This is a genomic window from Streptomyces sp. NBC_00647, from assembly GCF_045207245.1.
Classification (GTDB): Bacteria; Actinomycetota; Actinomycetes; order Streptomycetales; family Streptomycetaceae; genus Streptomyces.
This window is the reverse complement of the sequence record NZ_CP109040.1, coordinates 1,861,407-1,887,309: the sequence shown is the minus strand read 5'-3', so window position 1 is coordinate 1,887,309 and position 25,903 is coordinate 1,861,407. Positions and strand designations below refer to the sequence as shown.

General features: G+C 71.9%; 25 protein-coding genes. 15 read left to right on the top strand and 10 right to left on the bottom strand.

Features of this window, described 5'->3' with window-relative positions:
- Positions 1–98: 98 nt before the first annotated feature.
- Together OG788_RS08255 and OG788_RS08250 are read right to left on the bottom strand one after the other, a co-directional pair.
- Entirely contained in the window at positions 99–1,460 is a 1,362-nt protein-coding gene (locus OG788_RS08255) for a nucleobase:cation symporter-2 family protein (protein WP_406369818.1), read from the bottom strand.
- A gap of 417 nt (positions 1,461–1,877) precedes the next feature.
- The gene (locus OG788_RS08250) at positions 1,878–3,227 is read right to left on the bottom strand and encodes an FAD-dependent oxidoreductase (protein ID WP_406369816.1); all 1,350 of its coding nucleotides are present in this window, start codon (positions 3,225–3,227) and stop codon (positions 1,878–1,880) included.
- A 213-nt stretch (positions 3,228–3,440) separates the two neighbouring features.
- Here OG788_RS08250 and OG788_RS08245 point away from each other — a divergent pair, with 213 nt between their 5' ends.
- A complete protein-coding gene (locus OG788_RS08245; RefSeq protein ID WP_351557466.1) occupies positions 3,441–3,911 on the top strand; it encodes a DUF6214 family protein in 471 nt (156 codons plus the stop codon).
- Between the two features lie 21 nt (positions 3,912–3,932).
- Here the strand turns inward: OG788_RS08245 and OG788_RS08240 are convergent, their stop codons facing one another.
- The gene (locus OG788_RS08240; protein WP_406369815.1) at positions 3,933–4,583 is read right to left on the bottom strand and encodes a DUF305 domain-containing protein; all 651 of its coding nucleotides are present in this window, start codon (positions 4,581–4,583) and stop codon (positions 3,933–3,935) included.
- A gap of 194 nt (positions 4,584–4,777) precedes the next feature.
- On the opposite strand from OG788_RS08240, the gene OG788_RS08235 reads away from it, so the two are divergent.
- Complete coding sequence (locus OG788_RS08235) at positions 4,778–6,280, top strand: LVIVD repeat-containing protein (protein WP_406369813.1); 1,503 nt, start codon at positions 4,778–4,780, stop codon at positions 6,278–6,280.
- Here OG788_RS08235 and OG788_RS08230 read toward each other — a convergent pair.
- Positions 6,268–6,945, bottom strand: coding sequence for a TetR/AcrR family transcriptional regulator (locus OG788_RS08230; RefSeq protein WP_406369811.1), 678 nt, complete (start codon positions 6,943–6,945; stop codon positions 6,268–6,270). The genes OG788_RS08235 and OG788_RS08230 overlap by 13 nt on opposite strands.
- A 177-nt stretch (positions 6,946–7,122) precedes the next feature.
- Positions 7,123–7,350, bottom strand: a complete 228-nt coding sequence (locus OG788_RS08225) for a hypothetical protein (protein ID WP_406369809.1) — start codon at positions 7,348–7,350, stop codon at positions 7,123–7,125.
- A gap of 348 nt (positions 7,351–7,698) precedes the next feature.
- Here OG788_RS08225 and OG788_RS08220 point away from each other — a divergent pair, with 348 nt between their 5' ends.
- Positions 7,699–7,944 (top strand): DUF2630 family protein, encoded by a 246-nt coding sequence (locus tag OG788_RS08220; RefSeq protein WP_351555251.1) that lies wholly within the window; start codon positions 7,699–7,701, stop codon positions 7,942–7,944.
- A 166-nt stretch (positions 7,945–8,110) separates the two neighbouring features.
- Here the strand turns inward: OG788_RS08220 and OG788_RS08215 are convergent, their stop codons facing one another.
- The 4 genes from OG788_RS08215 to OG788_RS08200 all read right to left on the bottom strand — a co-directional run bounded on the left by OG788_RS08215 (position 8,111) and on the right by OG788_RS08200 (position 11,244).
- On the bottom strand, positions 8,111–8,809 hold the full coding sequence (locus tag OG788_RS08215; RefSeq protein ID WP_406369807.1) for an HAD family hydrolase: 699 nt from the start codon (positions 8,807–8,809) through the stop codon (positions 8,111–8,113).
- Positions 8,806–9,504 (bottom strand): phosphatase PAP2 family protein, encoded by a 699-nt coding sequence (locus OG788_RS08210; RefSeq protein WP_406369805.1) that lies wholly within the window; start codon positions 9,502–9,504, stop codon positions 8,806–8,808. The genes OG788_RS08215 and OG788_RS08210 overlap by 4 nt, the downstream gene beginning before the upstream one ends.
- Positions 9,505–9,668: 164 nt before the next feature.
- Positions 9,669–10,604 carry a M56 family metallopeptidase gene (locus OG788_RS08205; RefSeq protein WP_406369804.1) on the bottom strand — a complete coding sequence of 312 codons (936 nt, stop codon included), beginning with the start codon at positions 10,602–10,604 and terminating at the stop codon, positions 9,669–9,671.
- A gap of 76 nt (positions 10,605–10,680) precedes the next feature.
- Positions 10,681–11,244, bottom strand: a complete 564-nt coding sequence (locus OG788_RS08200; RefSeq protein ID WP_406369802.1) for a DUF5134 domain-containing protein — start codon at positions 11,242–11,244, stop codon at positions 10,681–10,683.
- A 220-nt stretch (positions 11,245–11,464) separates the two neighbouring features.
- On the opposite strand from OG788_RS08200, the gene OG788_RS08195 reads away from it, so the two are divergent.
- The 3 genes from OG788_RS08195 to OG788_RS08185 all read left to right on the top strand — a co-directional run bounded on the left by OG788_RS08195 (position 11,465) and on the right by OG788_RS08185 (position 16,470).
- A complete protein-coding gene (locus OG788_RS08195) occupies positions 11,465–13,108 on the top strand; it encodes an FUSC family protein (protein ID WP_406369801.1) in 1,644 nt (547 codons plus the stop codon).
- Positions 13,105–13,668: a MarR family transcriptional regulator gene (locus tag OG788_RS08190; protein ID WP_351555229.1), complete on the top strand. Its 564-nt coding sequence runs from the start codon at positions 13,105–13,107 to the stop codon at positions 13,666–13,668. Before OG788_RS08195 ends, OG788_RS08190 begins: the two co-directional genes overlap by 4 nt.
- A gap of 102 nt (positions 13,669–13,770) precedes the next feature.
- Positions 13,771–16,470, top strand: a complete 2,700-nt coding sequence (locus tag OG788_RS08185; RefSeq protein ID WP_406369799.1) for a cellulosome protein — start codon at positions 13,771–13,773, stop codon at positions 16,468–16,470.
- 39 nt (positions 16,471–16,509) lie between these two features.
- On the opposite strand, the gene OG788_RS08180 is transcribed toward OG788_RS08185, so the two are convergent.
- Positions 16,510–17,274, bottom strand: a complete 765-nt coding sequence (locus OG788_RS08180; RefSeq protein ID WP_406369797.1) for a VOC family protein — start codon at positions 17,272–17,274, stop codon at positions 16,510–16,512.
- Positions 17,275–17,454: 180 nt separating this feature from the next.
- On the opposite strand from OG788_RS08180, the gene fabG reads away from it, so the two are divergent.
- The 9 genes from fabG (at position 17,455) to sbnB (ending at position 25,883) form a co-directional block, all read left to right on the top strand.
- Positions 17,455–18,207 carry a 3-oxoacyl-[acyl-carrier-protein] reductase gene (gene fabG, locus OG788_RS08175; RefSeq protein ID WP_406369795.1) on the top strand — a complete coding sequence of 251 codons (753 nt, stop codon included), beginning with the start codon at positions 17,455–17,457 and terminating at the stop codon, positions 18,205–18,207.
- Positions 18,204–19,013 carry a thioesterase II family protein gene (locus OG788_RS08170; RefSeq protein ID WP_406369793.1) on the top strand — a complete coding sequence of 270 codons (810 nt, stop codon included), beginning with the start codon at positions 18,204–18,206 and terminating at the stop codon, positions 19,011–19,013. Before fabG ends, OG788_RS08170 begins: the two co-directional genes overlap by 4 nt.
- Positions 19,010–19,945, top strand: coding sequence for a TauD/TfdA family dioxygenase (locus tag OG788_RS08165; RefSeq protein WP_406369791.1), 936 nt, complete (start codon positions 19,010–19,012; stop codon positions 19,943–19,945). Before OG788_RS08170 ends, OG788_RS08165 begins: the two co-directional genes overlap by 4 nt.
- 16 nt (positions 19,946–19,961) lie before the next feature.
- Complete coding sequence (locus tag OG788_RS08160; protein ID WP_406369789.1) at positions 19,962–20,954, top strand: TauD/TfdA family dioxygenase; 993 nt, start codon at positions 19,962–19,964, stop codon at positions 20,952–20,954.
- 37 nt (positions 20,955–20,991) lie between these two features.
- Positions 20,992–21,963 (top strand): beta-ketoacyl-ACP synthase III, encoded by a 972-nt coding sequence (locus tag OG788_RS08155; RefSeq protein WP_351555204.1) that lies wholly within the window; start codon positions 20,992–20,994, stop codon positions 21,961–21,963.
- A 78-nt stretch (positions 21,964–22,041) separates the two neighbouring features.
- The gene (locus OG788_RS08150) at positions 22,042–22,302 is read left to right on the top strand and encodes an acyl carrier protein (protein ID WP_266755827.1); all 261 of its coding nucleotides are present in this window, start codon (positions 22,042–22,044) and stop codon (positions 22,300–22,302) included.
- Between the two features lie 29 nt (positions 22,303–22,331).
- Positions 22,332–23,750 carry a condensation domain-containing protein gene (locus tag OG788_RS08145; RefSeq protein WP_406369787.1) on the top strand — a complete coding sequence of 473 codons (1,419 nt, stop codon included), beginning with the start codon at positions 22,332–22,334 and terminating at the stop codon, positions 23,748–23,750.
- Positions 23,751–23,829: 79 nt separating this feature from the next.
- Complete coding sequence (gene sbnA, locus OG788_RS08140; RefSeq protein ID WP_351555196.1) at positions 23,830–24,846, top strand: 2,3-diaminopropionate biosynthesis protein SbnA; 1,017 nt, start codon at positions 23,830–23,832, stop codon at positions 24,844–24,846.
- On the top strand, positions 24,840–25,883 hold the full coding sequence (gene sbnB, locus OG788_RS08135; protein ID WP_406369786.1) for a 2,3-diaminopropionate biosynthesis protein SbnB: 1,044 nt from the start codon (positions 24,840–24,842) through the stop codon (positions 25,881–25,883). Before sbnA ends, sbnB begins: the two co-directional genes overlap by 7 nt.
- Positions 25,884–25,903: the final 20 nt, after the last annotated feature.

Genomic DNA, 25,903 nt, shown 5'->3' with positions numbered 1-25,903 from the left:
CGGTTGCCGGTTGTCGGCCTCCCCCGGTGGGCAGGCCGACAACCGGCAGGCGGGAGACCGATCGGCGGGAGACCGATCGGCGGGACGCGACCGACGGCCTAGGCGCCGGACGGGGCGGCCTCGGGCGCGGGTTCGACTCCGGCCTCCGCCGAACTCGCCCTGCCGGGAAGGTGATTGAACAGAAGGTTCAAGGCGATCGCCGTCAGGCACCCGGCGCTGATCCCGCTGTTCATCACCGTCTGGAACGAGTCCGGGAACTTCCCGTAGACCCCCGGCACCCCGACCGGCAGCATGCCGATCGCGACCGAAACAGCCACCACCGTCAGGTTGTTGTTGCCCTTGAAGTCCACTTCGGCGAGCGTGCGCAGACCGCTCGCGGCGACCGTTCCGAACATCACGAGACCCGCGCCGCCGAGCACGGGCGCGGGTATCGCCGCGACCACGGCACCCAGCTTCGGCAGCAGGCCGAGCACGACGAGCATGCCGCCCGCGGCGGCGACCACCCAGCGGCTGCGCACCCGGGTCATGCCGACGAGGCCCACGTTCTGCGCGAACGCGGTGTACGGGAAGGTGTTGAAGACGCCGCCGAGCACGGTGGACAGGCCGTCGGCGCGCAGGCCGTCCGCGAGGGCCCGCGATTCGACCGGGCGGTCGGTCATCTCGCCGACGGCGATGAAGTCACCGGTCGTCTCGGTCATGGTCACCAGGGCCACGACCAGCATCGAGACGATCGCGGAGGCGTGGAACGACGGCGCTCCGAAGTGGAACGGCGTGCTGATCCCGACCCAGTCGGCGTCGCCGACCCCGCCGAAGTCCGTGAATCCGAACGGCACCGCGACCGCGAGTCCCACGGCGATGCCGATGAGGACCGCGACGCGGCTCAGGAAGGCCGGAGCGAACCGCTGTACGCCGATCACCACGGCCAGGACGAAACCGGCGAGCGCCAGGTTCTTCGGCTCCCCGAAGTCCTTCGAGCCGACGCCTCCCGCGGCCCAGTTACCGGCCACCGGCAGCAGCGAGACTCCGATGATCAGGATGACCGTGCCCGTGACCAGCGGCGGGAAGAAGCGCAGCAGCCTTCCGAAGACCGGGGCGAGCAGGACGATCGCGAGGCCCGCGACGATCACCGAACCGTAGATCGCGGGCAGTCCGCCGTCCGTCGTACCGATGAGCACCATAGGGGAGACGGCGGCGAAGGTGCACCCCTGCATGATCGGCAGTCGTACCCCGAAGCGCCAGAAGCCCACGCACTGGATCAGCGTCGCGATTCCGCACACGAGCAGGTCAGCGGTGATCAGGTAGGCCAGATCGGCGGGGGAGAGCTTCATCGCGCCGCCCACGATCAGCGGAACGGCCACCGCGCCCGCGTACATCGCGAGCACATGCTGAAGTCCGAAGGCGGCCAGCCGGCTTACAGGTGGAACCTCGTCGACGGGATGCACGGGAGCGGTGGTTGCCATGGGCACTCCAGAGGGCTGCGGGAGAGGGGAAGGGTCCGCGCGACACGTGTTCGCCCGGACAGCACGAGACCGTAGAGGGTTTAAACAGTTTGTTGATTTCCGGTCTGTTGCCGATATGTGTCATGCCCACGGAACTGCCACGGACTCCGCTACGGCCCCGCGCGACGCGCCGGAGACCGACCGCGCCACGACAGCTTTGCGTCGACCGGACGCCGGCCCCGCCTTGCCCTCGCCGGGTTCACCAGGTCCTCGCCGGGCCCTCGCCGGGTCCTCGCCGGGTCCTCGCCGGGTCCTCGCCGGGTCCTCGCCGGGCCCTCGCCGGGTCCTCGCCGGGTCCTCGCCAGGTCCTCGCCGGGCCCTCGCCGGGTCCTCGCCGGGCCATCGTCGGGCCCTCGTCGGGCCGTGGCTGGGTCCGCGTCAGGCTCCCGCCGTCCCTGCCGCCGTCCACAGTGCGTCCCAGTCGGGAAGCTTGACGACGCGGCGGCCCAGTTCGGCTCCGAGTTCCGCCTCGGCCCGCTCGATGGCCTGCCACCCGGCCCATTCGACCGGTCGTACCCCCTCGGCCCGCAGCGTCGCCAGCGGATCTTCGGCGACCTCTCGTCGTACGAGCGCGGGGGCGTCCTCCAGCAGGGAGGCCACCGTCTCCTTGGCGCACGGGCGATTGGTTCCGATGACCCCGGTCGGGCCGCGCTTGATCCAGCCCGCCACGTACTCGCCCGGCGCCACCACGCCGTCCCGCAGGACCCGCCCCGCCAGCTGCGGCACCGTGCCGCGGCCGGGGTCGAACGGCAGCCCCTCCAGCGGCACCCCGCGATAGCCCACCGAACGCAGCACCAACTGGGCCTCGATGTCCTCGAATCGGCCGGTTCCCGTCACCCCGCCCGCTCCGTCCGGCACCGTCCGCTCGAAACGCACCGCGCCCACGCGCCCGCCGTCGGCGAGGAGTTCGACGGGGCGCAGGAAGAAGCGCGGGCGGATCAGACGCGGGCGGCCCAGCGGCGCGGCCGCCGCCCATCCCCGGAGCACCTCCACGTTGCGGCGCTGCGCGGCGGGCAGTCCCGACGGATCGAGATAGGCCGGATCGAATGCCAACTCCGCCTCGTCCACCACGATGTCGGCCTCGGGCAGGGAGCCCAGCTCGCGCAGTTCCTTGGTGGTGAAGCGGGCCTGCGACGGTCCGCGCCGCCCGACCATGCTGATCTCGGTGACCTCGCTCGCGGCCAGTGCGTCGAGCGCCGCCTGCGGCATGTCGGTGGGGCTCAGCTCGGGTGCGCCGCGGGCCAGGATCCGGGTGACGTCGACGGCGACGTTCCCGATGCCGATGACCACGGCCGAGCGCGCGCCGCGCACGAATCCGTCGGCCACCGAGTCGGGATGCGCGCTGTACCAGGACACGAACTCGGTCGCCGACCAGCTGCCGGGCAGGTCCTCACCGGGCACGCCGAGATGACGGTCGGTGGCGGCGCCCACGCAGTACACGACCGCGTGATACAGCTCCCGCAGCCGGGCCACCGGCACCCCGCCCGGGCCCACCTGGACACCGCCGAGGAACCGCACCCGCTCGTCCTCCAGCACGGTCCGCAGATTGTTCTGGAGCGACTTGATCTTCTCGTGGTCGGGTGCCACGCCGTAGCGCACCAGGCCGTACGGGCAGGGCAACCGGTCCAGGACGTCGACCCGGACGTCGGGCGGTCCGCTCCGCTGGACAAGACCCTGCGCGCTGTAGACCCCACTGGGCCCCGAGCCGACGACGGCGACATGCAGCACTGCGGAACTCCTCACCCGAGGGATCAGGAAGATCGCTGACAGGACATCGCTGGTGCTTCCAGGATCGCACCACCGGTGCTCCGCTGACAGGGTGCGGTGCGTGGTGTCTGCGTGCGTGTCCGTTCGTATGGAATGTGATGATGCGGTTACGTTCCGTATGTGCTGGAAGCATCGTTTCTCAATCTGTCCGACCGCTGCCGCACGGACGGCGCGGTGTCCGTGCGGCCGGCCTGGGAGGTGCGGGAGTCCGAGGCCGGGGCCACGTCCTGGTTCGACGTCCGGCTGGCCTTCACCGACGGTGCCCGGGTCGATCTGCTCGCCGTGCTGTCGGACGCGGGCCTGTCGATCGAGGACGTACGCGCCGAGCCGCCCCTCTCGCTGGACGACCTGGCGGCGGTCGCCGACTGGATCGAGGAGCCGCTGTTCGAGGCGTGCGGGAGCGGCCTCGGCCCCGGTCCCGACCAGGAGCGCGAGAGTCAGGCGCGTCGCGCCCGGCCCGCCTGGCCGCGCGGGGTCGAGGGCCGGCTGCTGGTCGCGCGGGAGTACCGGGCGGCGCAGGAGGACGGCGTGGACCCGGTGCTCGCCGTCATGGGCGCCACCGGACACAGCCGCCGCAAGTCCCTGAGGCTGATCGCGGGGGCGCGTGACGCCGGGTTCCTGACGCCCCGGCACGCCCGCCGGTGACACCGTCGACGGGCGGGCCCCTCAGGACATCTCGCGCATCCTGGTGATCTCGCTCGTCTGCTGCGCGATCACGTCGTCGGCCATCTCCTCGATCTGGATGTTGTTGCCCTGGGCCTTCACCTCCGTGGCCATGGTGATCGCCCCGTCGTGATGCGTGATCATCAGCTTGAGGAAGAGCCGGTCGAAGGTCTTCCCCTTCGCCGCCCGTAACTCCTTGAGCTGGGCCTTGGTCGCCATGCCGGGCATGGCGGCGTGCTCGTGTCCCTGGGCGGTACCGGCGTCGTCGTGCGCCTCGAGCCAGCTCTTCATGGTGGTGATCTCCGGCCCCTGCGCGGCCGTGATCCGCGCGGCGATCCGCTTCACATCGCCCGACTTCGCCCGGTCCGGGGCCAGTTCGGTCATCTCCAGGGCCTGGGTGTGATGCGCGATCATCATCCGCGCGTAGGCGAGGTCCGCGGAATTGGGGGAGTCGTCGTCCGCACGCCGCTCGGCCGCGTCCTTGGCGGAGAGTGTTTCGGCCGCTTCTCCGGGCTTGCCGGGCGCGATCACCGAAGGTCCTCCGGTCTCCGCGGACTCGGCCCCGGAGCCGGAGTCGCAGCCTGCCAGCGCGAGCACGGCGGCGACCAGCGACGCCGTGACCAGGGACGTACGGGACGTATGACCAGCGAGCACAGCGGCCTCCTGCGGCACACGAATCGGCGGGCATCTCACGAGTGTTGATAACCGTCCTGGCGCCTGCCCGAACGTGACTGATCAAAAAACGTTCGTTGCGGGTACGTTGCCATCTGTTGATCTGCCCATGGTGCGGACGATACTTCAGGGGTCCGTGAACCGTTCAACTGCGAACGGCTACAAGGGAGAACACAGTGACCCTGTTGAACAACCCCCGAACGCGGCACAGACGACTGGGAGTTGCCGTAGCCGCGGCCGGACTTCTGGCCGCGCTGTTAACGGCCGGCCCGGCGGCCGCCACCCCCGACCCCGGGGACGGGCCCACCGCGCGGCAGCAGATCTCCAAGAGCGACGAGGCCGAGGCGAGGGCGGCGATCGCGAGCGGCGAGATACCCGGGACGGACGAGGTCGTCCACTCCGACAACATCGAGCACCTCGCCAACGTTCCCAAGGAGGCCTTCACCGGCCTCAATTCGGACCTGGCCTTCCAGGGCCGGTACGCGTTCGCCGGCAACTACGACGGCTTCCGCATCTTCGACATCAGCGACCCGAAGGCTCCGAAGACGGTCGCGCAGGTACTCTGCCCCGGCTCGCAGAACGACATCTCCGTCTCCGGAGACCTGCTCTTCGTGTCGACCGACTCCTCGCGCAGCGACAACTCCTGCGCCAGCACCTCGCAACCCGCGACGGAGAAGTCGTCGTGGGAGGGCATGAAGATCTTCGACATCAGCGACAAGGCGAACCCGAAGTACGTCGCCGCCGTCGAGACGTCCTGCGGCTCGCACACCCACTCGCTGGTGCCCGAGCGCAAGAACGTCTACATCTACGTCTCCTCGTACTCGCCGAGCGCCACCTTCCCCGACTGCCAGCCCCCGCACGACGGCATCTCGGTCATCAAGGTCCCGCGCAAGGCCCCCGAGAAGGCTGCCGTGGTGAGTTTCCCCGTGCTCTTCCCGGGCGAGGGCCCGGACGGCGGCGGGAACCCGGGCGGGCCCACCAACCCGGGCGTCTCCAAGACCACCGGCTGCCACGACATCACGGTCCTGCCGTCGAAGGACCTGGCCGCGGGCGCCTGCATGGGCGACGGCATCCTGTTCTCCATCAAGGACCCGGAGAACCCGAAGGTCATCGACCAGGTCGAGGACAACGTGAACTTCGCGTTCTGGCACTCGGCGACCTTCAACCAGAAGGCCGACAAGGTCGTGTTCACCGATGAGCTGGGCGGCGGCGGTGCGGCCACCTGCAACGCGGCGATCGGTCCCAACCGCGGCGCCGACGGCATCTACGACATCGTCGGCAAGGGCGACCACCGCAAGCTCGTCTTCAAGAGCTATTACAAGATTCCCCGCCACCAGGCCGACACCGAGAACTGTGTGGCCCACAACGGCTCGCTGATCCCCGTCAGGGGCAAGGACCTCATGGTCCAGGCCTGGTACCAGGGCGGCGTCTCCGTCTGGGACTTCACCGACTCCGCGAACCCCAAGGAGATCGCCTACTTCGAGCGCGGCCCGCTGTCCACGGACACCCTCCAGATCGGCGGATCCTGGTCGGCGTACTACTACAACGGCTACATCTACTCGAACGACATCGCCAAGGGCTTCGACGTCCTGAAGCTCAGCGACCGGCGCACGGATCCGGCCAAGCGGGTCCACCTGCGCGAGCTCAACGTCCAGACGCAGCCGGACTACTTCGACTGACCGTCCTGCGGTTCCGGTTCGGTCGCGAAGAAGCGGGACAGATCCGTCTCGCGGGTGCCGCCGGACGCCTCGGCGTCCGGCGGCACCCCCATCTCCCAGTCCAGCCGGTACCGCTTGAACAGCTCGGCCCGCAGCACCGGAACGCTCATCGGCACCCCCGGGACCAGCGCCGCGTACACCGCGCCCATGAGCAGTGCGCGCAGCATCGGGTAGTCGTTCGTGACCTGCTGCGAGCCGTACCGTGCGACGGTGTCTCCGAGGAGCTCGGAGAGCCGCCGCTGCTCGGGGCACTGCACGAACCCCTCGGCCTGGAGCAGTCCGGCCATGTGCTGCCGCATCAGCACCGGCTGGTCCTGGGTGAGGCCCAGGATCGCGTCGATGGCCCGCGCCATCCGCTCCCTGCCGTCCTCGGTGCGCGGCTCGCGTTCGAGGGCCTCCTCCAGCGTGCGGTGCATCAGCCGGTGCACCGCGGACTGCAGGAGCTGTCGTTTGCCGGGGAAGTAGTACGACACGAGCCCGCGCGCCGAGCCCGCGCGATCGGCGATGTCCCCGAGCGTCGTGGCGTCGTAGCCGCGCTCGCTCACCAGCTCCACCGCGGCCTGCAGCAACCGTTCCCGGGAACGCCGCCGCAACTCTTCATTGACCGAGGCGCTTCGCGGGGACATGCTGTAACTCCTGCGTTGACTGGCTGCCAGCCAACTATACTCAACGCGTCCGGAGCAAGACCCTCCGCGGGTCGGTCCGGGCTGCCGCCGACCTGGGGCGACGCGGGGGATCGCCTCAGGTCGGACGCGCGGCAGCGCGCGGCCGTGGAGCTGTGCGATCGCCTGCCGGCCACCGGCTCATGAACCGGCCTCCCGCTCCGCGCCCGCCTCCCCGTAGGACGGTCGCCGGTAGGTCGCGAGATGGACGCGCCACCAACTCGTGACCATGTACCAGCCGACCGACAAGCTCAGCAGCACGTTGCCGACGAGGGTTTCCCGGTCGTGGCTGCGGGCCGCGTTGTACAGGGCGGCGGCGGTGACGTACGTGAGCAGGCTGGCGAGGAGAATCCAGAACGCTGTCTTCATTGCGGACCTCGGAAGTGTGCGGCGGGGGCGCCAACTTAGCCATGGCCAACGCATTTGGGACCCATTGCACTCTCTTGGTCTTCTCTTGACCGGGCCGGGTCGCTTGGGACCGGAAGCCAGCGGTTCCGCGTCGAGATGCCTGGCGCGTTGTGATCTCGGAGCGCGAACAGCCGTTCCCGGGCTGACGTGGGCGTTCGTATGCCGGCCTCGCCTGCCGGGGCGGTGCGGGCGATCGCCCCGGATCGGACGCGCGGCTGCGCGGACGGTCGCCCGGGGCCGCTTTCCATCACTCGCAGCCGCCCCGAGTCCTCTTTAGAGTGGGCTGGAGCCCCGAGGAGGATTACGGACATGGATCAAGATCAGATCCTGGCCAGGATCACGGCGATGGTGGACGACGAGCGGCGGCTGCGCGACGCGCTCGCGGCCGGGCAGATCGACGGCGCCACGGAGCACGCGCGGCTCGGACAACTGGAGCGCGATCTCGACCAGTGCTGGGACCTGCTGCGCCAGCGGCGCGCGAAGTCCGAGTTCGGCGAGAACCCGGACGAGGCACAGGTGCGTCCGTCGTCGCAGGTCGAGGGCTATCAGGGCTGACGCCGGAGCCTCCCGGCCCGCGTGTCACGAGGGCCGCTGGGCGCGCCGCCGAGCGCCCAGCGGGCGGCGACTGCGAAGGCCTTCGACGGAGGCGCCCGCACCAGGGTGTCGCAGCCGGCGAGGCCCGCCGGCCGTCCGCCCTCTCCTGAGACCCTGGCCCGCCGTGTCAGTCCGCCAGGTCGAGAACCGGCCGCAGGCCGTCCGGGCGATCCGCCACCGGCAGATGGTCCACGAAGTGCACCGCGCACCCCAGGGCCGCCGCACCGCCGTCCGCCCGCCGGTCGTCGCCGACCATCAGGGCGTCCGCCGGAGCGACGCCGAGTTCGGCGCAGGCGATCGCGAAGAGCCGCGGATCCGGCTTCTGGATGCCGTGCTCGTACGACAGGACGTACGTACCGACGTACGGGTCGAGACCGTGCTCGCGGAAGACGGGCCGCAGGTCCCAGCCGATATTGCTGACCACCCCTACCGCGAGGCCCCGCTCGCGGAGCGCGCCGAGCACCTCGGCGGCGTCGGGATAGGGCTTCCAGGCGGCGGGCCTCATATGGCGGTCGTAGAGCGCGTCGTGCAGACGGGGATCGGGCAGCGGCACCTGCCGGGAGAGGCCGGTGAACGCCGCCCTGTGCTCCTCGGCGCTCCGGTCGCGCACCTCCCATGGCGCCGCGAGGTGCGCCGGCACCGGCCGGACCGGGTGGGCACCGCCCGGGAGCGCGCCCGCCGACTCCAGATCCCGCGCCTTCTGGGCCAACTCCCGCTCCGGGAGCGTGTGACCGGTCTCCGCGAGCACCGCGCGCAGCCATGCTTCGGTGGGCTCGACTCGGAAGAGGGTTCCGGAGAAGTCGAAGAGCACGCCCTTGATCGTCATGAGGGCAATCCTTCGCGGCGCGGCCGGTGCCGGTCAAGGCGGCCTCGGTCGCCCCACCGTTCGTATGCCGCCACCGACAGGGCGACGATCAGGGCACCGATGAGCCAGCCGCCCACGACGTCGGACACCCAGTGGACGCCGAGCCAGACGCGGGTCAGTCCGACCCCCGCGGCGCTCATGACGGCCAGAGCCAGTGCTGTACGACGCAGGGCGCGCCCTGCGTCGTACAGGCGCAGCAGCCACAGCAGGAGGCCGCAGGCGACGGTGACCGTCAGGGCGTGGCCGGAGGGGAAGGCCGCGTAGTGGGCGGAGTCGACGGGGTCGGGCCAGACCGGGCGCTCGCGTCCGACCGCCGCCTTCATCCCTTGCTGGACCAGTGTGCCGAGCGCACACGTGGCCACCACCCACAGGGCCGGTCCCCAGGCCGAGTGGCGCCAGAGCAGCCACACCACGGCTCCCGCGCTCAGTGCTCGCATCGTCCAGGGGTCCCACACCCAGTCCGTCAGGATCCGGAAGCCGTGCGTGACGCCCGAGGCGTCGACCGCCCAGATGTGCGTGGTCCGGGCGATGCCGGCGTCGAGGCCGATCAGCGGGTCCCAGGAGAACGCGACGAGCAGGAGAAGGACGACGACGACCGGGGCCAGCGCGGCCGCTGTGAGCACCGCCGCGCGGGCGCCCGGCGTGGGGGAGTTCATGGAACGATCCTCGCCGACCCGATCCGCGCGAGGTCGAACGTTGCCGCACAGAGGCTCATGGGCGGCCCGCCCCACACATCCGCGGCCGCCCTCGCACGGATCCGACCCGCCCACGGAGCGCGGCGCCGCCCACGGAGGCGCAGGTGACACCGGCGCCGCAACTGCTAGCCCAGTGCTCGCAACCCCGGCACGAACGCCACCAGGACCGGGACCACCGGCACCAGCGCGGCAGCCGCCGTCAGTTGCAGCCGACGGGCCGCGGTGAGCCGGTGCCGGGGAGTGAGGAGGCGGTCGACCCGCTGCGGGACATGCGCGCCCGGGGTCGGGCAGGGGCCGAACACGCCCCGGTCCTCGTTGAGTTCGACGAGCGCCAGAGCGATCGTGAGCCGGCCGAAACGGTGCGACGCCACATCGTCGGCGGCGAGTTCGACCAGTCGGTGCATCTCGTCGCGGAACGCGGCGAAGACGGGCACCTGGGGGAAGCCGTTGGCCAGCGCGGCCGAACAGTGCAACAGCCAGTCGTGCCGGGCCCGAGCGTGCCCCTGCTCATGGGCGAGCACGGCGTCCAGCTGGCGCCCCTTGAGGCGACGCAACGCGGCGGTGGTGATGACCAGTTGGGGAGCCGCGCCGGGCAGCCACCAGGCGTCGGGGCGCTCTCCCTCGAGGACGACGAGACGATCGGCTCCGGACTCCTCGCCGGGCAACAACGGGGAGTGCACCAGGAGTTCGGACCGGCGCTGCCGACGGCGCAACCGCGCCCGGGTGATCTCGCGGGCCAGCATCGCCGCCGTCCAGGCGCCGCCGCACGCGAGCGCCACGGCGGTGGTGGCGGCCCAGGGGCTTCCCGCGCTCAGCGCGTAGGCGTCCACGACCGACGCCGGTGCTCCGCCGAAGACATGGCCGCGCACGACCGCCCAGGCGGCGGACGCGCTGAGCGTCATCGACAGGGCGCAGCACAGCAGAACACCCGCCACGACGCATTGCCACACCCACAGGGCGACCACCGGTTCCCGGTCCGGCCAGTCCGCCCGGGCGAGCAGTCGCGGAGCGACCACGGCGGCCAGGGCGCCGAGCAGCAACAGTGCCGCGGGGACCATCATGGGCCGAAGCCTATGAGCGGGGCGTCGCCGCTGGATACGGGCAGCGACGCCAAGTGACGTACGCCACGGCTTCGGATCAGAGCGTGACCAGCATCGCCAGCATCGAGATTCCCATCGACAGGCGGCAGGCCTGGGAGAGTTCGGGGCGGTCGCCCCAGCCGACGGCGCGCGGTCCCCCGCCCGAGGCGACTGTCCCCGACGCGACGGCCAGGGGCAGCAGGCGGACACCCGAGCGGAGTACGTAGCCGGTGAAGTAGAGCAGGAGCACTCCGGTGAGGACGGGGACGCCGGCGCCGCCGTGGACGTGGTGCGCCGGGGAGGTGGTCATCACGGCCGCCATGTAGACCATCGCGAAGGCGCCCATCAGATGGTGCAGGTGGTGCCGGCTGCTCCTGGCCGCCCGGACCGCGCGCAGCGCGGCGACGCCGAAGACGACCGCGCAGGTGAGCCAGACCCAGCGCGGCGGGGACGCCACGGCCGCGGGTACGGCCATCGCGGCCATGCCGAACCCCATGAGCGCCTCGCCGCCCGCGGTGCGGCGCTGTTCCTCGACCGGGCTGCGCATCCGCAGCAGGCAGTAGGCCCCGGTCGCCGCGCACAGTGCGACGAGCAGCCAGCCGGGCGAAGCCGGTCCGTGCACCGTGTACCTCCCCGTTCGACGATGTCGGACACGCGATGCCGGTGGGCGGTGCGGGTCGGGCTCCGCCGGACATCGGCCAGTCGGTCAGGGCATGCCCCAGGAGGTCGGTGCGCATACGAGCGCAAGGGTGTACACGGGGGAGCGTGCGGGAGTGCACCGCAGGTGGGAGTGATGGTGAGCGAAATGCTTTACAGATAAAACACCTGCTAAGGTTAAAGGTATGAGCAGTGCGACCCCTTCCGTCCCCTCGCGTGCACGCCGCCTTCCGCTGGCCGGTGTGCTGCGCCTCGGCCGGCCCTCCGACATCTGGTTCAAGCCCGCCCTGAGCGTCGTCGGCGCGGTCGCCCCGCCGAATCTGACGCTGCTGGCGCTCGGCCGTCTGGACCTCGCGATGTACACCATGGCCGGGTCGCTCTGCGCGCTCTACGCCCACAACCGTCCCTACGCGGCCCGGGCCCGCGCCCTCGCCTGGGTCGTCGTCGGGATGCTCACCGGGCTCGGCGTCGCCCTGGTCGCGGCCTCGCTCACCACGAACGCCGTCGTGCTGGTCACCGTCGGCGCGCTGCTGGCCGCCGCCCAGAAGGCCCTGTGCGACGCCACCCGCATCGGCCCGCCCGGCCACGTGGTTCTCGCCTTCATCTCCTCGGCGTCCCTGTTCGTACCGCAGACCCTCGGTCAGGTGCCGGGCCATCTCGCGCTGGGCGCGACGGCGGGCGCCTGGGCGTGGATCGTGGGCATGGCCCCCGGGCTCGTCCGCCCGCACGGCCCGGAGCGGCGTGCCACCGCACACGCGCTGAACGCCGCGGCGGTGTCCGCCGGGGCGCCGGACGACCCCCGTGCCCGCGCCGCCGCGGCCGCCGCCGCGCACGCCGCCTGGCAGTCGCTGCTGTCCACGGGTGCCCGCTCCGCGGCCCGGCGCGCCCTCGAACGGCTCGTCGTGCGCGCCGAGGTGGCGATCGCCGCACCCTCCGAGACGGACCCCGGGCGGTTGCGCGGCTGGGCCCGGGACCTGGCCGGCACGGGACCCGTCCCGCGCCCCGACGGCCTCGGGGACGCCGCCGACGAACTGCTCGGTGTCGAGGCCGCTCTCGTCTCCATGGAACAGTCGCTGCTCAGCCGCCTCGGCCCGCTCGCCCCCATCGCCCTGCGCACCGCGCTCGGCTGCGCCCTCGCCGGTTACGTCTCGCTCGCGCTCGGCGTCGGCCGCCCCTACTGGGCGCTGGTCACCGCCGCCTCCCTCTATCAGGCCAACGTCACCCTGACCTGGAGCCGGGGTGTCCAGCGCGTGGTCGGCAACCTCCTCGGCGTGCTGGCCTTCGCCGCCCTCGCCCCGCTCGCCCATGTCGGCCAGGCGGCCCTCGTCCTGTGCTGCCTCGCCCTGAACTTCGGTGCGGAGGCGCTGATCGGCCGCAACTACTGGCTCGGCAGCGTCTGTGTCACCCCCATGGCCCTGCTGATCACCGAGTTCGCGCGCTCCCAGCAGCCAGGAGAACTGATCACCGCCCGGGTCCTGGACACCCTCGTGGGCGCGCTGGTCGGCTTCGCCGCCGCCGTCGCCGTCACCAACCGGAGGGCCGGCGACCGCATCGAAGGCGCGCTTTCCAAGGTGGAGCGCGCCCAGGAACACGCCGCCGGACTGCTGGCCGAGGAGCGCCCGGAGCCCGGCGCCCTGGAGGCCGCCCGACGCGGTCTCTCTGCCGCCGTCGTGGACCTGCGCTCCGCCGCGGACGCCGCGGCCGGCGAATGGTGGCAACGCGCCTTGCCGGAGGAGCGGGTGATGCGGGCCGAGCAGGCCGGACACCGTACGCTCGCGGCGACGGTACGACGCCAGGGACTGCACTGCTGGGAGGGCGCACAGGCATGACGACAGCGGACGGGCGGAGCGCGGCGGACGGCGACCCGGCGACGGACCGGGCGGTGCCCGCCGACACGGTGGCGGCCGTGGTGCGCCAGTGGGAGACCGTACGGCCGGATCTCGACACCGGGCCCATGGAGGTCATCGGACGGGTCAACCGCTGTGCCGCGCTCCTTCAGCAGGCGGAGGACGCGCCGCTGCGCCGGGCCGGGCTCACCCGCCCCGAGTTCGACGTGCTCGGGACGCTGCGCCGTACCGGGCACGAGCTGACCCCGAGCGAGATCGCCCGGGAGACCTTCTCCTCGGGTGCCGCCGTCACCAAGCGGCTCAAGCAGCTGACGGAGCGCGGTCTGGTCGAGCGGCGCGGTGACACGCGTGACCGCCGGGTCGCGCACGTCCGGCTGACCGACGCGGGACGCGAACTGGTCGACGACGTCCTCCCCGATCAACTCGCCTACGAGACGAAGGTCCTGTCCGGGGTCGACCGCGATCGGCAGCGTGAACTGGCCCTGCTCCTGGGCGAGTTGCTCGGGCAGCTCGAAGGCCGCCTGAGGCTGCCGCGCGCCTGACGCCGTTCCGGCCGCTCCGGCCCCGACGTGGCACCTCGTGCGCGCCGCCCCGCACCGTTTTTGTGCGGTCCGCCGCTGTCCGGGCCCAGGCCGACCATTGACATGCTTCGCGGTCCCTCCTACGTTCGGCCGCATCGGTTCGGCCATTCGGTCTACGTGCGAGATATCGAACTCGGCTGTAGGGCTCTGGGGCTCTGGGGCGCCGAGGCCGCGGGGACGGGAGGCGGCGTGACGCTCACCATCGACCTGGGGACCGACACCGGGCCCTTCCACGGCGGTGCGAGCGGCACCCTCTACGGCCTGTACGGCGACGGCGTGCCCAGCCGCAACGTCGTCGAGGGCATGTACCTCCGCACGGTGTCCACCAAGGCCCAGGACGGCGCCCAGCACCCGGGCGCCGACGCGCTCGACATCCTGGCGCCCTTCGTCGGCTGCGGCGGCCGGGACGTCTACGTCTACCTGACCGACATCTACCGCGGCTTCCCCTACGAATGGCCGGGTGCCACCGGGGAGGAGCGGCTCGCCGGGTATCTGGCCCTCGTCGAGAAGCAGGTGCGGCAGGTCCGGACGGCCGGCGCCCTCGCCTCCCATGTCGTGTACGTGCCGTTCAACGAGCCCGAAGGGAACATGTTCGGCACGGGCGAGTGGAGCTACGACCGGGTCTCCTGGCGCACCGACCCGCGTCACTACTTCGCCGCCTGGAAGGACGCCGTCCGGCTCATCCGGCGCCTCGATCCCGACGCGCGGGTCGCTGGCCCCAACACCAGCCTCCTGTACGACGAGGTCAGGGGCTTCCTGGAGTTCGCCGCGGCCCACGACGTACTGCCCGACGTCATCACCTGGCACGAACTGTCCACGCCCGACGCGGTCCGCGCGAACGTCGCCCGGTACCGCCGAACGGAACGGGACCTCGGGATCGGCCCGTTTCCCGTCAACATCAACGAGTACGCGCACAACCGCCACTTGTCCGTACCGGGCCGGATGGTGCAGTGGATCTCCGCCATCGAGGAGGCCAAGGTCGACGCCGACATGGCGTACTGGAACATCGACGGCAACCTCAACGACTCGGTGGTCGAGGCGAACAAGGGCAACGGCCAGTGGTGGCTGTTCAACGCCTACGGCCGGATGACCGGCCGCACGGTCCGGGTGACCGCGCCGCGGCCCGACGTCCCGGACACCCTCCAGGGCGTGGCCACGCTCGACCCGGACAAGCGGCAGGTCCGGGTGCTGTTCGGCGGTGAAGGCGGAACCCGGGACCTCGTCCTGACGAACGTCCCGGCCGGGATCTTCGGCGAGACCGTGCACCTGCGGCTCCACGAGATCCCCTGGACCGGCCAAGTCGGGCCATCCGCACAGCCGTTGCGCCTCCGGGACTGCGAAGTGGCCGTGACGGAGGGCCGGGTGGTCCTGCGGGTGACCGGCCTCGACCCGATGTCCGCCTACGAGGTCATCGCCTCGCCGGGCGGCCGGGGTGCCGTTCTCGCGCCGCCTTCGGTCGGGCACCGGCGGACCTACGCGGCCGAGAACGCCGGCTGCGCGGGGACGGGTTGCACGAGGAACGGACCCGAAGGCCCGGTCGCGGACGTCGAGCGGTTCGCCTCCTTCGGCACCCACCACATCGGCGGTCTGCGCACGGGCTCCGACGCGGTGCTCGCCTTCGAGGTCGAGGCCCCGCGGGACGGGACGTACGACCTGACGGTGTTCGCGAACTCGTACAACCTCGACGAACTGGTCCGGGAGCAGGGGCCGACCCATGTCTTCCTCCGCGTCGACGGCCGGGAACCGCGGGAACTGCGGCTGCCCCTCGCCTACAAGCGGGGGGTCTGGGGCCGCACCGACACCCGGGTCCGGCTGACCGCGGGCCGGCACGGCATCACGCTCGCCGCCCAGGACCCCGACCTCGGCGAGACCAGAGGTGACGCGAGCATCGACAGGATCGAACTGGCGCTGCGCGACGAGCACGTGGACGCACCCGCGCTGTACGAGGCCGCGTACGCCGTCCTCGACGGCGGCGCGCGGGTGAGTCACACGCACAAGGGAGCCGCCGGACCCGGTGCCGCCGTACTGCCCGCCGGCGGCACCGCCACGTTCTGGGTGCACGCCGACGGCGACGGCGAGGCGACCGTGACGGTCGGTCAACTGGGGGAAGGGGAGGGCACCTTGACCGTCAACGGCGAGAATCTGGGGAGTTCGGCGAACCTGCGGCGTCCCGGGGCGCGGACAGACATCCCGCTCTTTCTGGCCGGGGGTGTCAACAAGCTTACGGTCACCGCGACTTCGGACCGGATCGTCCTGGACCGGCTGCTCGTCGGATCCGGAAAGGGCGCTCTGAGGTCCACCGTGCATCCCGCTGAGGAGGGCGTGGTGACGGGCACCGCCCACGTGACGGGCGCCCACGGTCTCGCCACCGGCGGAAAAGCCGTCGACGGCATCGGGGGAGGAGCCGCCAACGCGCTCACCCTCACCGTCACCGCCGCCCGCGCCGGCCGCCACGCCCTCACCGTCCGCTACTCCAACGGCGAACAGGCACCGGCGACCCACTACAACCCGGACCCGGTCTGCCGCCACGCGGACCTCTTTGTCAACGGGAAGCCGGCGCGGCGCGTGCTCTTCCCCACCACGTTCCACCTCAACGCCTTCTGCGACCTCACCGTCCCGGTGACCCTGCGGGAGGGCCCCAACACCCTCACCTTCACCGCCGACGCCCCGCCCGACCGCGACCGCACCCGTCCCCACCCGGACCGGCACCGCGGCGCCCACGCCCCCGTCATCGACCAGGTCACGGTGACGCCGGTCGCCTGACGTCCCTTCGGCACACCTTCCGCGACAGCGGCTCGCTCGTCATTCGTCCTCGGGCGACGCGTAGATCCCGAAGGCCGCGCCCTGCAGGTCCCGCGCGACGGCGATGCGCCGGCCGTGGCCTTGCGACACGGGCTCCATCAGCAGGTGGCCGTCGGCCATGAGCACCGCGTTCGCCGTGGCGTCCACGTCCTCGACGGCGAAATAGGGCAGCCAGTGCGAGGGGACCTCGTGCGGGAAGTTCTCGTCCATCGTGATCATGCCGCCGAAGTCGGCTCCGTCGATCCCCCACTGCGGGTAGCTCTCCGACGCTCGCACGGTCCAGCCGAACACCGTCGTGTAGAACTCCGTCACCCGGTCCGGGGCCCGGGTCAGGAGTTCCACCCAGCCGAGCGCGCCCGGCGCGTTGAACAGCCCCGCACCGGAGAAGGCCCGTGCCTGCCACATCTGGAAGGCGGCGCCGCCCGGGTCGAAGGCGACCGCGAACCGGCCCACGTCGAGCACGTCCATCGGGGCGAGGACGATGGTCCCGCCGGCGGCCCGCACGGCCTCCGCCGCCGCGTCCGCGTCGTCGACGGCGAAGGACACGTTCCACGCGACGGGCTGCGACTCCTGGTAGAGCGGGGTGATCGCGGCGACGGCCGCGTCCCCGATGTGCGCGACCGTGTACCCGCCCGCCTCCTGGCGCGGATCCGTCTCCGGGCGCCAGCCGAACAGATCGGCGTAGAAGCCCTTGGCGCTCTCCAGATCGCTGGTGCCGAGCTCCGTCCAGCAGGGTCCGCCGGTCACCGGCCTGTCGAGCTTCATGAGGTTCCTTCCGCAGCGAGCCCCCTCAGCACGCTAAGCCCGCCACGGAGCACCGGCCAACCGGACGCCGCGTCCGGCATGCGGTCACCGCCCGCCCGGCGCCGTGCTGGACACCGTATAGGCCCCATATAGCGACCGAACCCACGCTCGACTCACTCGAACGAATGAGGGGGCTCGGACATGGGGCGGGACGGGAGCGCGACACGAGTGGCGGTGGTGACCGGCGGGTCGCGGGGCATCGGACGCTCGGTCGCCGTACGGCTGGCGCAGGACGGTTTCGACGTGGCGATCTGCTACCGGTCGGACGAGGCGGCGGCGCAGCTCGTGGCGAAGGAGATCGAGGACGAAGGCAGCAGGGCGCTGGCCCGCAGGGTCGACGTGGCCGTCCGCCAGGAGGTGCAGGAGTTCGTGTCCGCCGTGGAGACGGAGCTCGGCACTCCCGACGCGGTCGTCACCTCGGCGGGCATCACCCGGGACCGGCCCCTCGCTCTCATGGGGGACGAGGACTGGCACTCGGTCCTGAGTACCAATCTGAGCGGCACCTACCATCTGCTGCGCTCGGTGATCCGGCCGATGATCCGCGAGCGTGCCGGAGCCGTCGTCACCCTCTCCTCAGTCGCCGGGGTGGCGGGCAACGCGGGCCAGGCCAACTACTCCGCGTCCAAGGCGGGGATCATCGGCCTCACCCAGTCGCTGGCCAAGGAGGCCGGGCGCTACGGGATACGGGCCAACGCCGTCGCACCCGGCTTCATCGAGACCGAGATGGTGGCGGGGCTGCCCGACAGCGTCGTCGAGGGAGCGCTCACCCGCATCCCGCTGGGGCGGTTCGGACAGCCCCGGGAGGTCGCCGACCTGGTCTCCTTCCTGGTCTCCCCGAAGGCCGCCTACATCACCGGACAGGTGCTGCGCGTCGACGGGGGCATGGCGCTGTGACCCCCGACGCCCCGTGGTTCCGCCGCTATCCGGCGGCGCGTTCTCCGCGCGTCCGCCTGGTGTGTCTTCCGCACGCCGGCGGGAACGCGCAGCTCTTCCACGGCTGGCCGCACCGGCTGTCCGGCGACGTCGAACTGCTCGCCGTGCGCTACCCCGGGCGCCAGGAGCGGATGGCCGAGCCGTGCGCCACGTCGATGGAGGAGCTCGCCGACCCGATCGCCGCGGCCCTCTCCGCATACCGGGACGTGCCGCTCGCGCTGTTCGGGCACAGCATGGGCGCCGCGGTGGCGTACGAGGTCGCGGCCCGCCTGGAGAAGACCGGTCCCGGGCCCCGCCACGTGTTCCTCTCCGCGCGCAACGCCCCGCACCGCGCGCCCCGCACCACCCTGCACCGCGCGGCCGACGACGTCCTGCTCGCCTCCGTACGACGGCTCGGCACCCTCGGCGGCGACCCGTACGGCGTCCCCGAACTGCGGGAACTGCTGCTGCCCGTGCTGCGCGACGACTACCGCCTCATCGAGACCTACGCCCCGAGGAACCCGCCCATGCTCCGGACCCCGGTCACCGCGTACGTCGGTGCCGCCGATCCGGGCTGCGACGTCCGACGCGTGACCGCCTGGGCCGACCTGACCACCGGCGGCTTCGACCTGCGGACCTTCCCCGGCGACCACTTCTATCTGGCCCCGCGGGAGGCCGAGCTGACCGCGGACATCTCCGCGCGGCTCGCCGCACCGCCGCAGGGGCTCACCGCATCCGCCCGCCAGGCCGCACGACCGGCGGCCACGACCGCGAGGACAGCTCCATGACCGACACCGAGACCTGGGCACCACTGGAGATCACGGCCGAGGACGGTGGTGGCGCCGACGAACTGCTCCACCGGCTCGACACCCTGGACCCCGGCCTGGACGACCTCCTGGTCCGCGAGAAAGGCCTGGTCCTCCGCGGCTTCGGCATCACACCCGAGACGCTCGACACGGCGTTCGACCGGCTGCTGCCGCACCGCCTGGCGTACGTCCACGGCAACTCGCCGCGCACCAAGGTCGGCGGGAACGTGTACACGTCGACCGAGTACCCGCAGGAGTACACCATCTCGATGCACAACGAGATGAGCTACGCGCACGCCTGGCCCACCAGGCTCGCCTTCTACTGCGAGGTGACGCCCGGCGGCGGTGGCGCGACTCCCGTCTCCGACGCCGCCCGCTGGCTGGCAGCGCTCGACGACGAGGTGCGCGAGGCCTTCGCGGGCGGCGTGCGCTACCTCCAGAACCTGCACGACGGGTACGGCCTCGGCAAGAGCTGGCAGGACACCTTCGAGACCAAGGAGCGCGACGAGGTCGAGGAGTTCCTGTCCGGTACCGGCGCCGAGTGGACCTGGCGCCGTGACGGCAGCCTGCGCGTCGAGTCGGTCCGCCCGTCCACCACCCGGCATCCCGTCACCGGTGCCGAGGTCTGGTTCAACCAGGCCGACCAGTGGCACCCGGCGGGGCTCGGCGACGACACCGCCGCCGAACTCGCCGCGATCCTCCCCGAGGACGAGCTGCCGCAGATGGTGAAGTTCGCCGACGGGAGCCCCATCCCCGCCGCGCACGTCACCCAGATCCGGGACCGGGGTCTGGCCGTCGCCGTCGACGTCGAATGGCACCGCGGCGACCTGCTGCTCATCGACAACGTCCTGCTGGCGCACGGACGGCGGCCGTTCACCGGCGACCGCCGGGTCCTCGTCGCGATGTCCGACTGAGCCGGGGGACGACGACATGACGACCCCGGACCAGAAGCCGCTGCCCGGCTGGGCAGGCACCGGCACCGCACCCGCCCTGTACAGCGCGGCGGGCGACGGCGCGTCCGTCCTCGACGACATCCGCCGGCATCGCGCCGAGCTTCGGCAGTCCCTGACCCGGCGGGGCGCGCTCCTGCTGCGGGGCTACGCCGTCGGCGGAGTCGACGGCTTCGACGCCGTCGTACGCGCCTTCTCCGGCACCCCGCCCCTGGCCTACGCCGAGCGCTCCTCACCCCGCAGCACCATCAAGGGCCAGGTCTACACCTCGACCGACTACCCGCCGGCCGAGGAGATCTTCCTGCACAACGAGAACTCCTACCAGGCCGTATGGCCCGGCACCCTCTACTTCTACTGCGCGGAGCCGCCCGTCACCCAGGGCGCCACCCCGCTCGCCGACACCCGGCGGGTGCTGGCGGGACTCGACGCCCAGGTGCGCGAGGAGTTCGAACGGCGCGGCTGGCAGGTCGTGCGCAACTTCCACACCGGCTTCGGCGTGCCCTGGCAGGAGGCGTTCGACACCACCGACCCGGACGCCGTGATCGCGTACTGCAAGGAGCGCGACATCGTCGCCGAGTGGCGGCCCGACGGCGGACTGCGCACCACCGCGCACCGCGCGGCCGTGCAGCGCCACCCCGTGACCGGCGAACGCGTCTGGTTCAACCACGCCACCTTCTTCCACGTCACCACGGTCGCCGCCGAGGTCGGAGCGGGCCTGCGCGCGATCTTCCCCGACGAGGACCTGCCCACGAACACGTACTACGGCGACGGGGGAGCCATCCCGGACGAGGTGACGGACCATCTGCGCGCCGTCTACCGGGCCAACTCCGTGCGCTTCGACTGGCAGCGCGACGACGTGCTGATCGTCGACAACATGCTCACCGCGCACGCGCGCGAGCCGTTCACCGGGCCCCGGCGGATCGCCGTGGCCATGGCCGAACCGTCCGACACCCGTTCGGACGAGGGGAGTTGAGGACGCCATGTCACAACCCGAGGTGAGGAAAGCTCCGTTGGACACCTATCTGACCCCGCCGACCCACGGGTCCCGGATCACCGGCATCGCCGCCTACCGGCCCGCGCGACTGCTCTCCAACGAGGAGCTGTCCCCGCGGACGACCGTCTCCCCGGAGTGGATCGAACAGCGCACCGGTATCAAGACCCGTCACCACGCGAGCGAGGCCGAGGACCTGGTCACCATGTCCGTCGCCGCGGGCGAGAAGGCCCTCGTGATGGCCGACATCGACCCGGCCGAGGTCGACCTGACCGTCGTCGCCACCGCGACCCGCAAGCGTCGTATGCCCGGCATCGCCCCGGAAGTGGCCAGCCGTATCGGCCTGCCCAACTCGGGCGCCTACGACCTGAACGCGGTGTGCGCGGGCTTCACCTACGCGACGGCGATGGCCTCCAACGCGGTGCGGCTCGGTGAGGCGCGGCACGTCCTGGTGGTCGGCGCCGAGCGCACCAGCGACTGGATCGACCCGAACGACCCCGACACCTTCGTCATCTTCGGCGACGGCGCCGGCGCCGCGGTCATCTCGCGCTCCGACCGCACCGGCATAGGCCCCGCCGTATGGGGCAGCGACGGCGCCCGGCACAGCGTCCTCGGCCTGACCGAGCGGCCCGACGGACGCGAGTACGTCGCCATGAACGGGCCCCTGGTCTACAAGTGGTCGACAGCCACCATGCCCGACGTCGCCCACCGGGCCTGCGCGGCCGCCGGGATCACCATGGCCGACATCGACTGGTTCGTGCCCCACCAGGCCAACAACCGCATCATCAAGACCCTCACCCGCGAGCTGGAACTGCCGCCCGAGCGTGTCGTCAACGATGTCGTCGACACCGGCAACACCTCCGCCGCCTCGGTGCCGCTCGCGCTCAGCCGCCTCTACGACAGCGGCCGCTCCACTCCGGGCGAGCACGTCCTGCTGCTCGGCTTCGGCGCCGGACTCACCTACGCCGGACAAGTCGTCCGCATGCCCTGACCAGGCCCCTTCCTCGGCACGCGCGGCACCACCACTCCTCCAGCGCCACCGCACATCCACACAGAGACGGAACCTCACATGACCACGCACGAGCCCACCACCGATGTCCTGACCGCCGAGGTCATCGCACTCGTCAAGCGCACCGCCCCCGACCTGGAGGGCGACATCGACGCCGACTCCAGCTTCGAGGAGATGGGCATGGACTCACTCACCCGGGTCGACCTGCTGGCCGCCGTCGAGAAGACCTACAGCCTCTCGGTGCCGGACGAGACGGTCGCCGACCTGCTGCGGGTGCGTGACGTCGTCGCCTTCCTCGCCACGGCGAAGGCGGAGGTCTGACCGTGCGACTCGACCACGGGGGGTCGGCGATGGAATCCGCCCACGGAGCGCCGACGGCCGAACCCGTCCTCGACACCCGACTCCCGCTGTCCGTGGGGCAGGAGGGCCTCTGGCTCCTCCAGCGCCTGACCCCCGACAGCGCGACGTACAACCTGGCCGGCGGCGCCCGGATGACGCCCGCGCCGGACCCCGCGATCCTCGCCCGCGCCGTCCGCGCGCTGACGGACCGTCACCCCATGCTGCGCTCCCTCTACACGGAGACCGACGGCCAGCCCTTCCGTGTCGTCCAGAAGACCGGCACCCTGGGCGAGTTGACGGTCCACGAGATCCCGGACGCCTCGGACGAGGAGCTCGACGAGCTGGTGAGGGCCGAGGTGCGACGGCCGTTCCGGCTGGACACCGAGGGCCCCTTCCGCGCCGTACTGCTGCGCCGGCGCGGCGACGCGGTGGCACTCGTCGTCACCCATCACATCGCGACCGACGCCTTCTCGCAGTGGCTCCTGTGGCGCGACCTCCTCCAGGCCTACGAGGCCTTCGCGTCCGGCGCCGGGCACCCCGGCTGGGAACCCCTTCCCGTCACCTACGACGACTCCGTCGAGCGGGAGCAACTGCTCCTCGAGTCCTCGCGCGGCAAGCGGCAGGCGGAGTTCTGGCAGGAGGAGGCCGCCGGCGCCCGCGCCGCCGAACTCCCCACCGACCGGCCCCGCCCCGCCGTCTCCTCGCAGTCGGGCGCGAGCCTGCTGCGCCGACTGCCCGACCGGCTCTCCGACAAGGTGCTGCGCACCGCCGCGAGCCGCGGGGTCTCCCCGTTCGCCCTCGCCCTCGGCGCCTTCCAGGCACTGCTGCACCGGTGGGGCGGCCAGCGCGACTTCCTGCTCGCCTGCCCCGCGTCCACCCGGCGCTCCTCCGCGGCCCAGGTCGTGGGCTACTTCGTCAACCCGGTGCTCATCCGCGCCCGGTTCGACCGGCAGACCACGCTCGCGGACGCGATGGCGCAGGCCGCCGACCGGGTCCGGCAGGCCACCGCCCGCGTCTCCTACCCGTACCCGCTGGTCGCCCGTGACGCGGGTACGGCGGGTCCGCTGTACCGGATCTCCGTGACGATGGTCTCCACCGACCGGTTCGGATCCGGCATGGGCGGAGCCGCCTCGGGCGAGCCGATGAACGTGGCCGGCATCGAGACGACGTACATGGAGATCCCGCATCTGGAAGGCCAGTGCGACCTCTCGCTGGAGATCACCCGCGATGTGTACGGCCTGACCGTGGCCCTGCGCTACGACACCGATCTCTTCGAACAGGCCACGGTGGAGCGGCTGTTCGACCTCTTCGTCCGGTTCGTCGAGGCGGCCGCGGACGACCCCGACCAGCGCGTCTCCCGCATCCCGCTGACCGACGACGCCGAACGCCGGGCCCTGCTCGCGCTCGGCGGCACCGGCGGCTCCTCATGAACGACCCCTCGGGGCGCCGGCAGACCCGCCCCGCACGGCGCCCCGCGACCGACCACGACCCCGGCAGGAGTCCGCGGCCATGACGCCACGACCGGTGCTCGACGGCATCCTCGACGCCATCGGCGACACACATCTGGTGGAGCTCGGCGGCCTGCTGCCCCGCTTCCCCTCCCGAGTCCTCGCCAAGCTCGAAGGGTTCAACCCCGGCGGCAGCGTCAAGGACCGGTCCGCGCTGTCCATGCTGCTGGGCCGGATCCGGGGCGGCGAACTGATCCCCGGCCGGTCCACGGTCGTGGAGTCCAGCTCCGGCAACCTGGCCATCGGCATCGCCCAGATCTGCCGCTACTACGGGATCGACTTCATCTGTGTCGTCGACCCCAAGACCACCCGGCAGAACCTGGCGATCCTGCGCGCCTACCAGGTCACCGTCGACATGGTCACCGAACCCGACCCGGACACCGGCGCCTACCTCCCGGCCCGGCTCGCCCGGGTCCGGGAACTGGTGGCCGCGACACCCGGCGCCTACTGGCCCAACCAGTACGCCAATCCGCTCAACCCACGGGCCCACACCCGCACCATGCGGGAGATCGCCGAGACGCTCGACGACCAGGTGGACTACCTGTTCTGCGCCACCGGCACCGGCGGCACCCTGCGCGGCTGCGCCGAGTACATCCGCGACAGCGGCCTGTCCACGACGCTGATCGGCGTGGACGCCCTCGGCAGCGTGCTGTTCGGCGGGCCTCCGGGACCCCGGCTGCTGCCCGGACACGGCGCGGCGGTCCGTCCCGCTCTCTTCGACCCGACGCTCGCCGACGAGGTGGTGCTGGTCTCCGACCTCGACTGCGTGGTCGGCTGCCGGACCCTGACCCAGCGCGAGGCCATCCTCGCCGGCGGCTCGTCCGGCGCCGTCACGGCCGCGCTGCGCAGGTTCGCGGACCGTGTCCCGGCCGGCAGCACCTGCGTGCTGATCTTCCCGGACCGCGGCGACCGCTACCTCGACACGATCTACGACGACGAATGGGTGCGCCGCCAGTTCGGCGAGGTGAGCCACCTGTGGAAGGAACCGGAGCACACCATGGCGGTGGGAACATGCTGATCATCGGCCACCAGACGGTCGCGGGGCTCCTCCAGGACCGCGAGAAGGAGGTCATGGACCTCGTCGCCGACGCCTACCGGCGCCACGACGAGGGCCGCACCAGCCTGCCGCACTCCGTCTTCCTGCGTTTCCCCGACCGGCCCCGGGACCGGATCATCGGTCTGCCCGGCTACCTCGGCGGCAGCGTGGGGGAGCGGGGTGCAGGCACAGGAGCGGACGCAGGCGACGACGGGATCGCCGGCATGAAGTGGATCGCCTCCTTCCCCGGCAACATCGCCGACGGAGTCCAGCGGGCCAGCGCCGCCATCCTGCTCAACTCGCTGCGCAACGGACAGCCCGAGGCGCTCATCGAAGGCTCCCTGATCTCCGCCCAGCGCACCGCCGCGTCGGCGGCCGTCGGCGCCCGCATGCTGCTCGGCGGCCGCAGGCCCTCCGGGATCACACTCATCGGCTGCGGAGTCATCAACCGCGAGGTGCTGCGCTTCCTGGGCGTCGAACATCCCGGACTCGACCGGCTCACCGTGTACGACACCGACCCCGAGCGGGCACGGAGGTTCACCGAGGACAACGCGCGGCTGCTCCCGTCCGCCGCCGTCCGCCACTGCGACTCGCTCGACGACGCGCTGGCCGTCCACGACCTGGTGTCCATCGCCACCACCGCCGCGACCCCGCACACCGGACTCGACGCCTGCCCGCCCGGCACGGTGGTGCTCCACGTCTCGCTGCGCGACCTGACCACGAGCGCCGTGCTCGAAGCCCACAACGTCGTCGACGACCCGGACCACGTCTGCCGCGAGAACACCTCCGTGCACCTCGCCGAACTGGCCACCGGCGGACGGGATTTCATCGACGCCAGCATCGGCGCGCTGCTGCGCGGCACCGCCCGCCTCGACCCGCGCCCGGGCAGGCCCCTCGTCTACTCGCCGTTCGGGCTAGGCGTCCTCGACCTCGCGCTCGCCCGCTTCGTACGGGACCGGGCCCGCGCCGGCGGTCTGGGCACCGACGTGACGGATTTCCTGCCGGCACCCGCCGCGTAACCGCCGGCTCCCGCCGCACC

What these genes read in the sequence shown, in the direction of transcription:
- OG788_RS08145 (WP_406369787.1), top strand. Translation starts at nt 22,332, where the DNA reads ATGGAATCCGCCCACGGAGCGCCGACGGCCGAACCCGTCCTCGACACC.
- sbnB (WP_406369786.1), top strand. Translation starts at nt 24,840, where the DNA reads ATGCTGATCATCGGCCACCAGACGGTCGCGGGGCTCCTCCAGGACCGC.
- OG788_RS08205 (WP_406369804.1), bottom strand. Translation starts at nt 10,604, where the DNA reads ATGATGGTCCCCGCGGCACTGTTGCTGCTCGGCGCCCTGGCCGCCGTG.
- OG788_RS08185 (WP_406369799.1), top strand. Translation starts at nt 13,771, where the DNA reads ATGCTTCGCGGTCCCTCCTACGTTCGGCCGCATCGGTTCGGCCATTCG.
- OG788_RS08225 (WP_406369809.1), bottom strand. Translation starts at nt 7,350, where the DNA reads ATGAAGACAGCGTTCTGGATTCTCCTCGCCAGCCTGCTCACGTACGTC.
- OG788_RS08220 (WP_351555251.1), top strand. Translation starts at nt 7,699, where the DNA reads ATGGATCAAGATCAGATCCTGGCCAGGATCACGGCGATGGTGGACGAC.
- OG788_RS08180 (WP_406369797.1), bottom strand. Translation starts at nt 17,274, where the DNA reads ATGAAGCTCGACAGGCCGGTGACCGGCGGACCCTGCTGGACGGAGCTC.
- sbnA (WP_351555196.1), top strand. Translation starts at nt 23,830, where the DNA reads ATGACGCCACGACCGGTGCTCGACGGCATCCTCGACGCCATCGGCGAC.
- OG788_RS08165 (WP_406369791.1), top strand. Translation starts at nt 19,010, where the DNA reads ATGACCGACACCGAGACCTGGGCACCACTGGAGATCACGGCCGAGGAC.
- fabG (WP_406369795.1), top strand. Translation starts at nt 17,455, where the DNA reads ATGGGGCGGGACGGGAGCGCGACACGAGTGGCGGTGGTGACCGGCGGG.
- OG788_RS08215 (WP_406369807.1), bottom strand. Translation starts at nt 8,809, where the DNA reads ATGACGATCAAGGGCGTGCTCTTCGACTTCTCCGGAACCCTCTTCCGA.
- OG788_RS08190 (WP_351555229.1), top strand. Translation starts at nt 13,105, where the DNA reads ATGACGACAGCGGACGGGCGGAGCGCGGCGGACGGCGACCCGGCGACG.
- OG788_RS08210 (WP_406369805.1), bottom strand. Translation starts at nt 9,504, where the DNA reads ATGAACTCCCCCACGCCGGGCGCCCGCGCGGCGGTGCTCACAGCGGCC.
- OG788_RS08160 (WP_406369789.1), top strand. Translation starts at nt 19,962, where the DNA reads ATGACGACCCCGGACCAGAAGCCGCTGCCCGGCTGGGCAGGCACCGGC.
- OG788_RS08230 (WP_406369811.1), bottom strand. Translation starts at nt 6,945, where the DNA reads ATGTCCCCGCGAAGCGCCTCGGTCAATGAAGAGTTGCGGCGGCGTTCC.
- OG788_RS08195 (WP_406369801.1), top strand. Translation starts at nt 11,465, where the DNA reads ATGAGCAGTGCGACCCCTTCCGTCCCCTCGCGTGCACGCCGCCTTCCG.
- OG788_RS08255 (WP_406369818.1), bottom strand. Translation starts at nt 1,460, where the DNA reads ATGGCAACCACCGCTCCCGTGCATCCCGTCGACGAGGTTCCACCTGTA.
- OG788_RS08150 (WP_266755827.1), top strand. Translation starts at nt 22,042, where the DNA reads ATGACCACGCACGAGCCCACCACCGATGTCCTGACCGCCGAGGTCATC.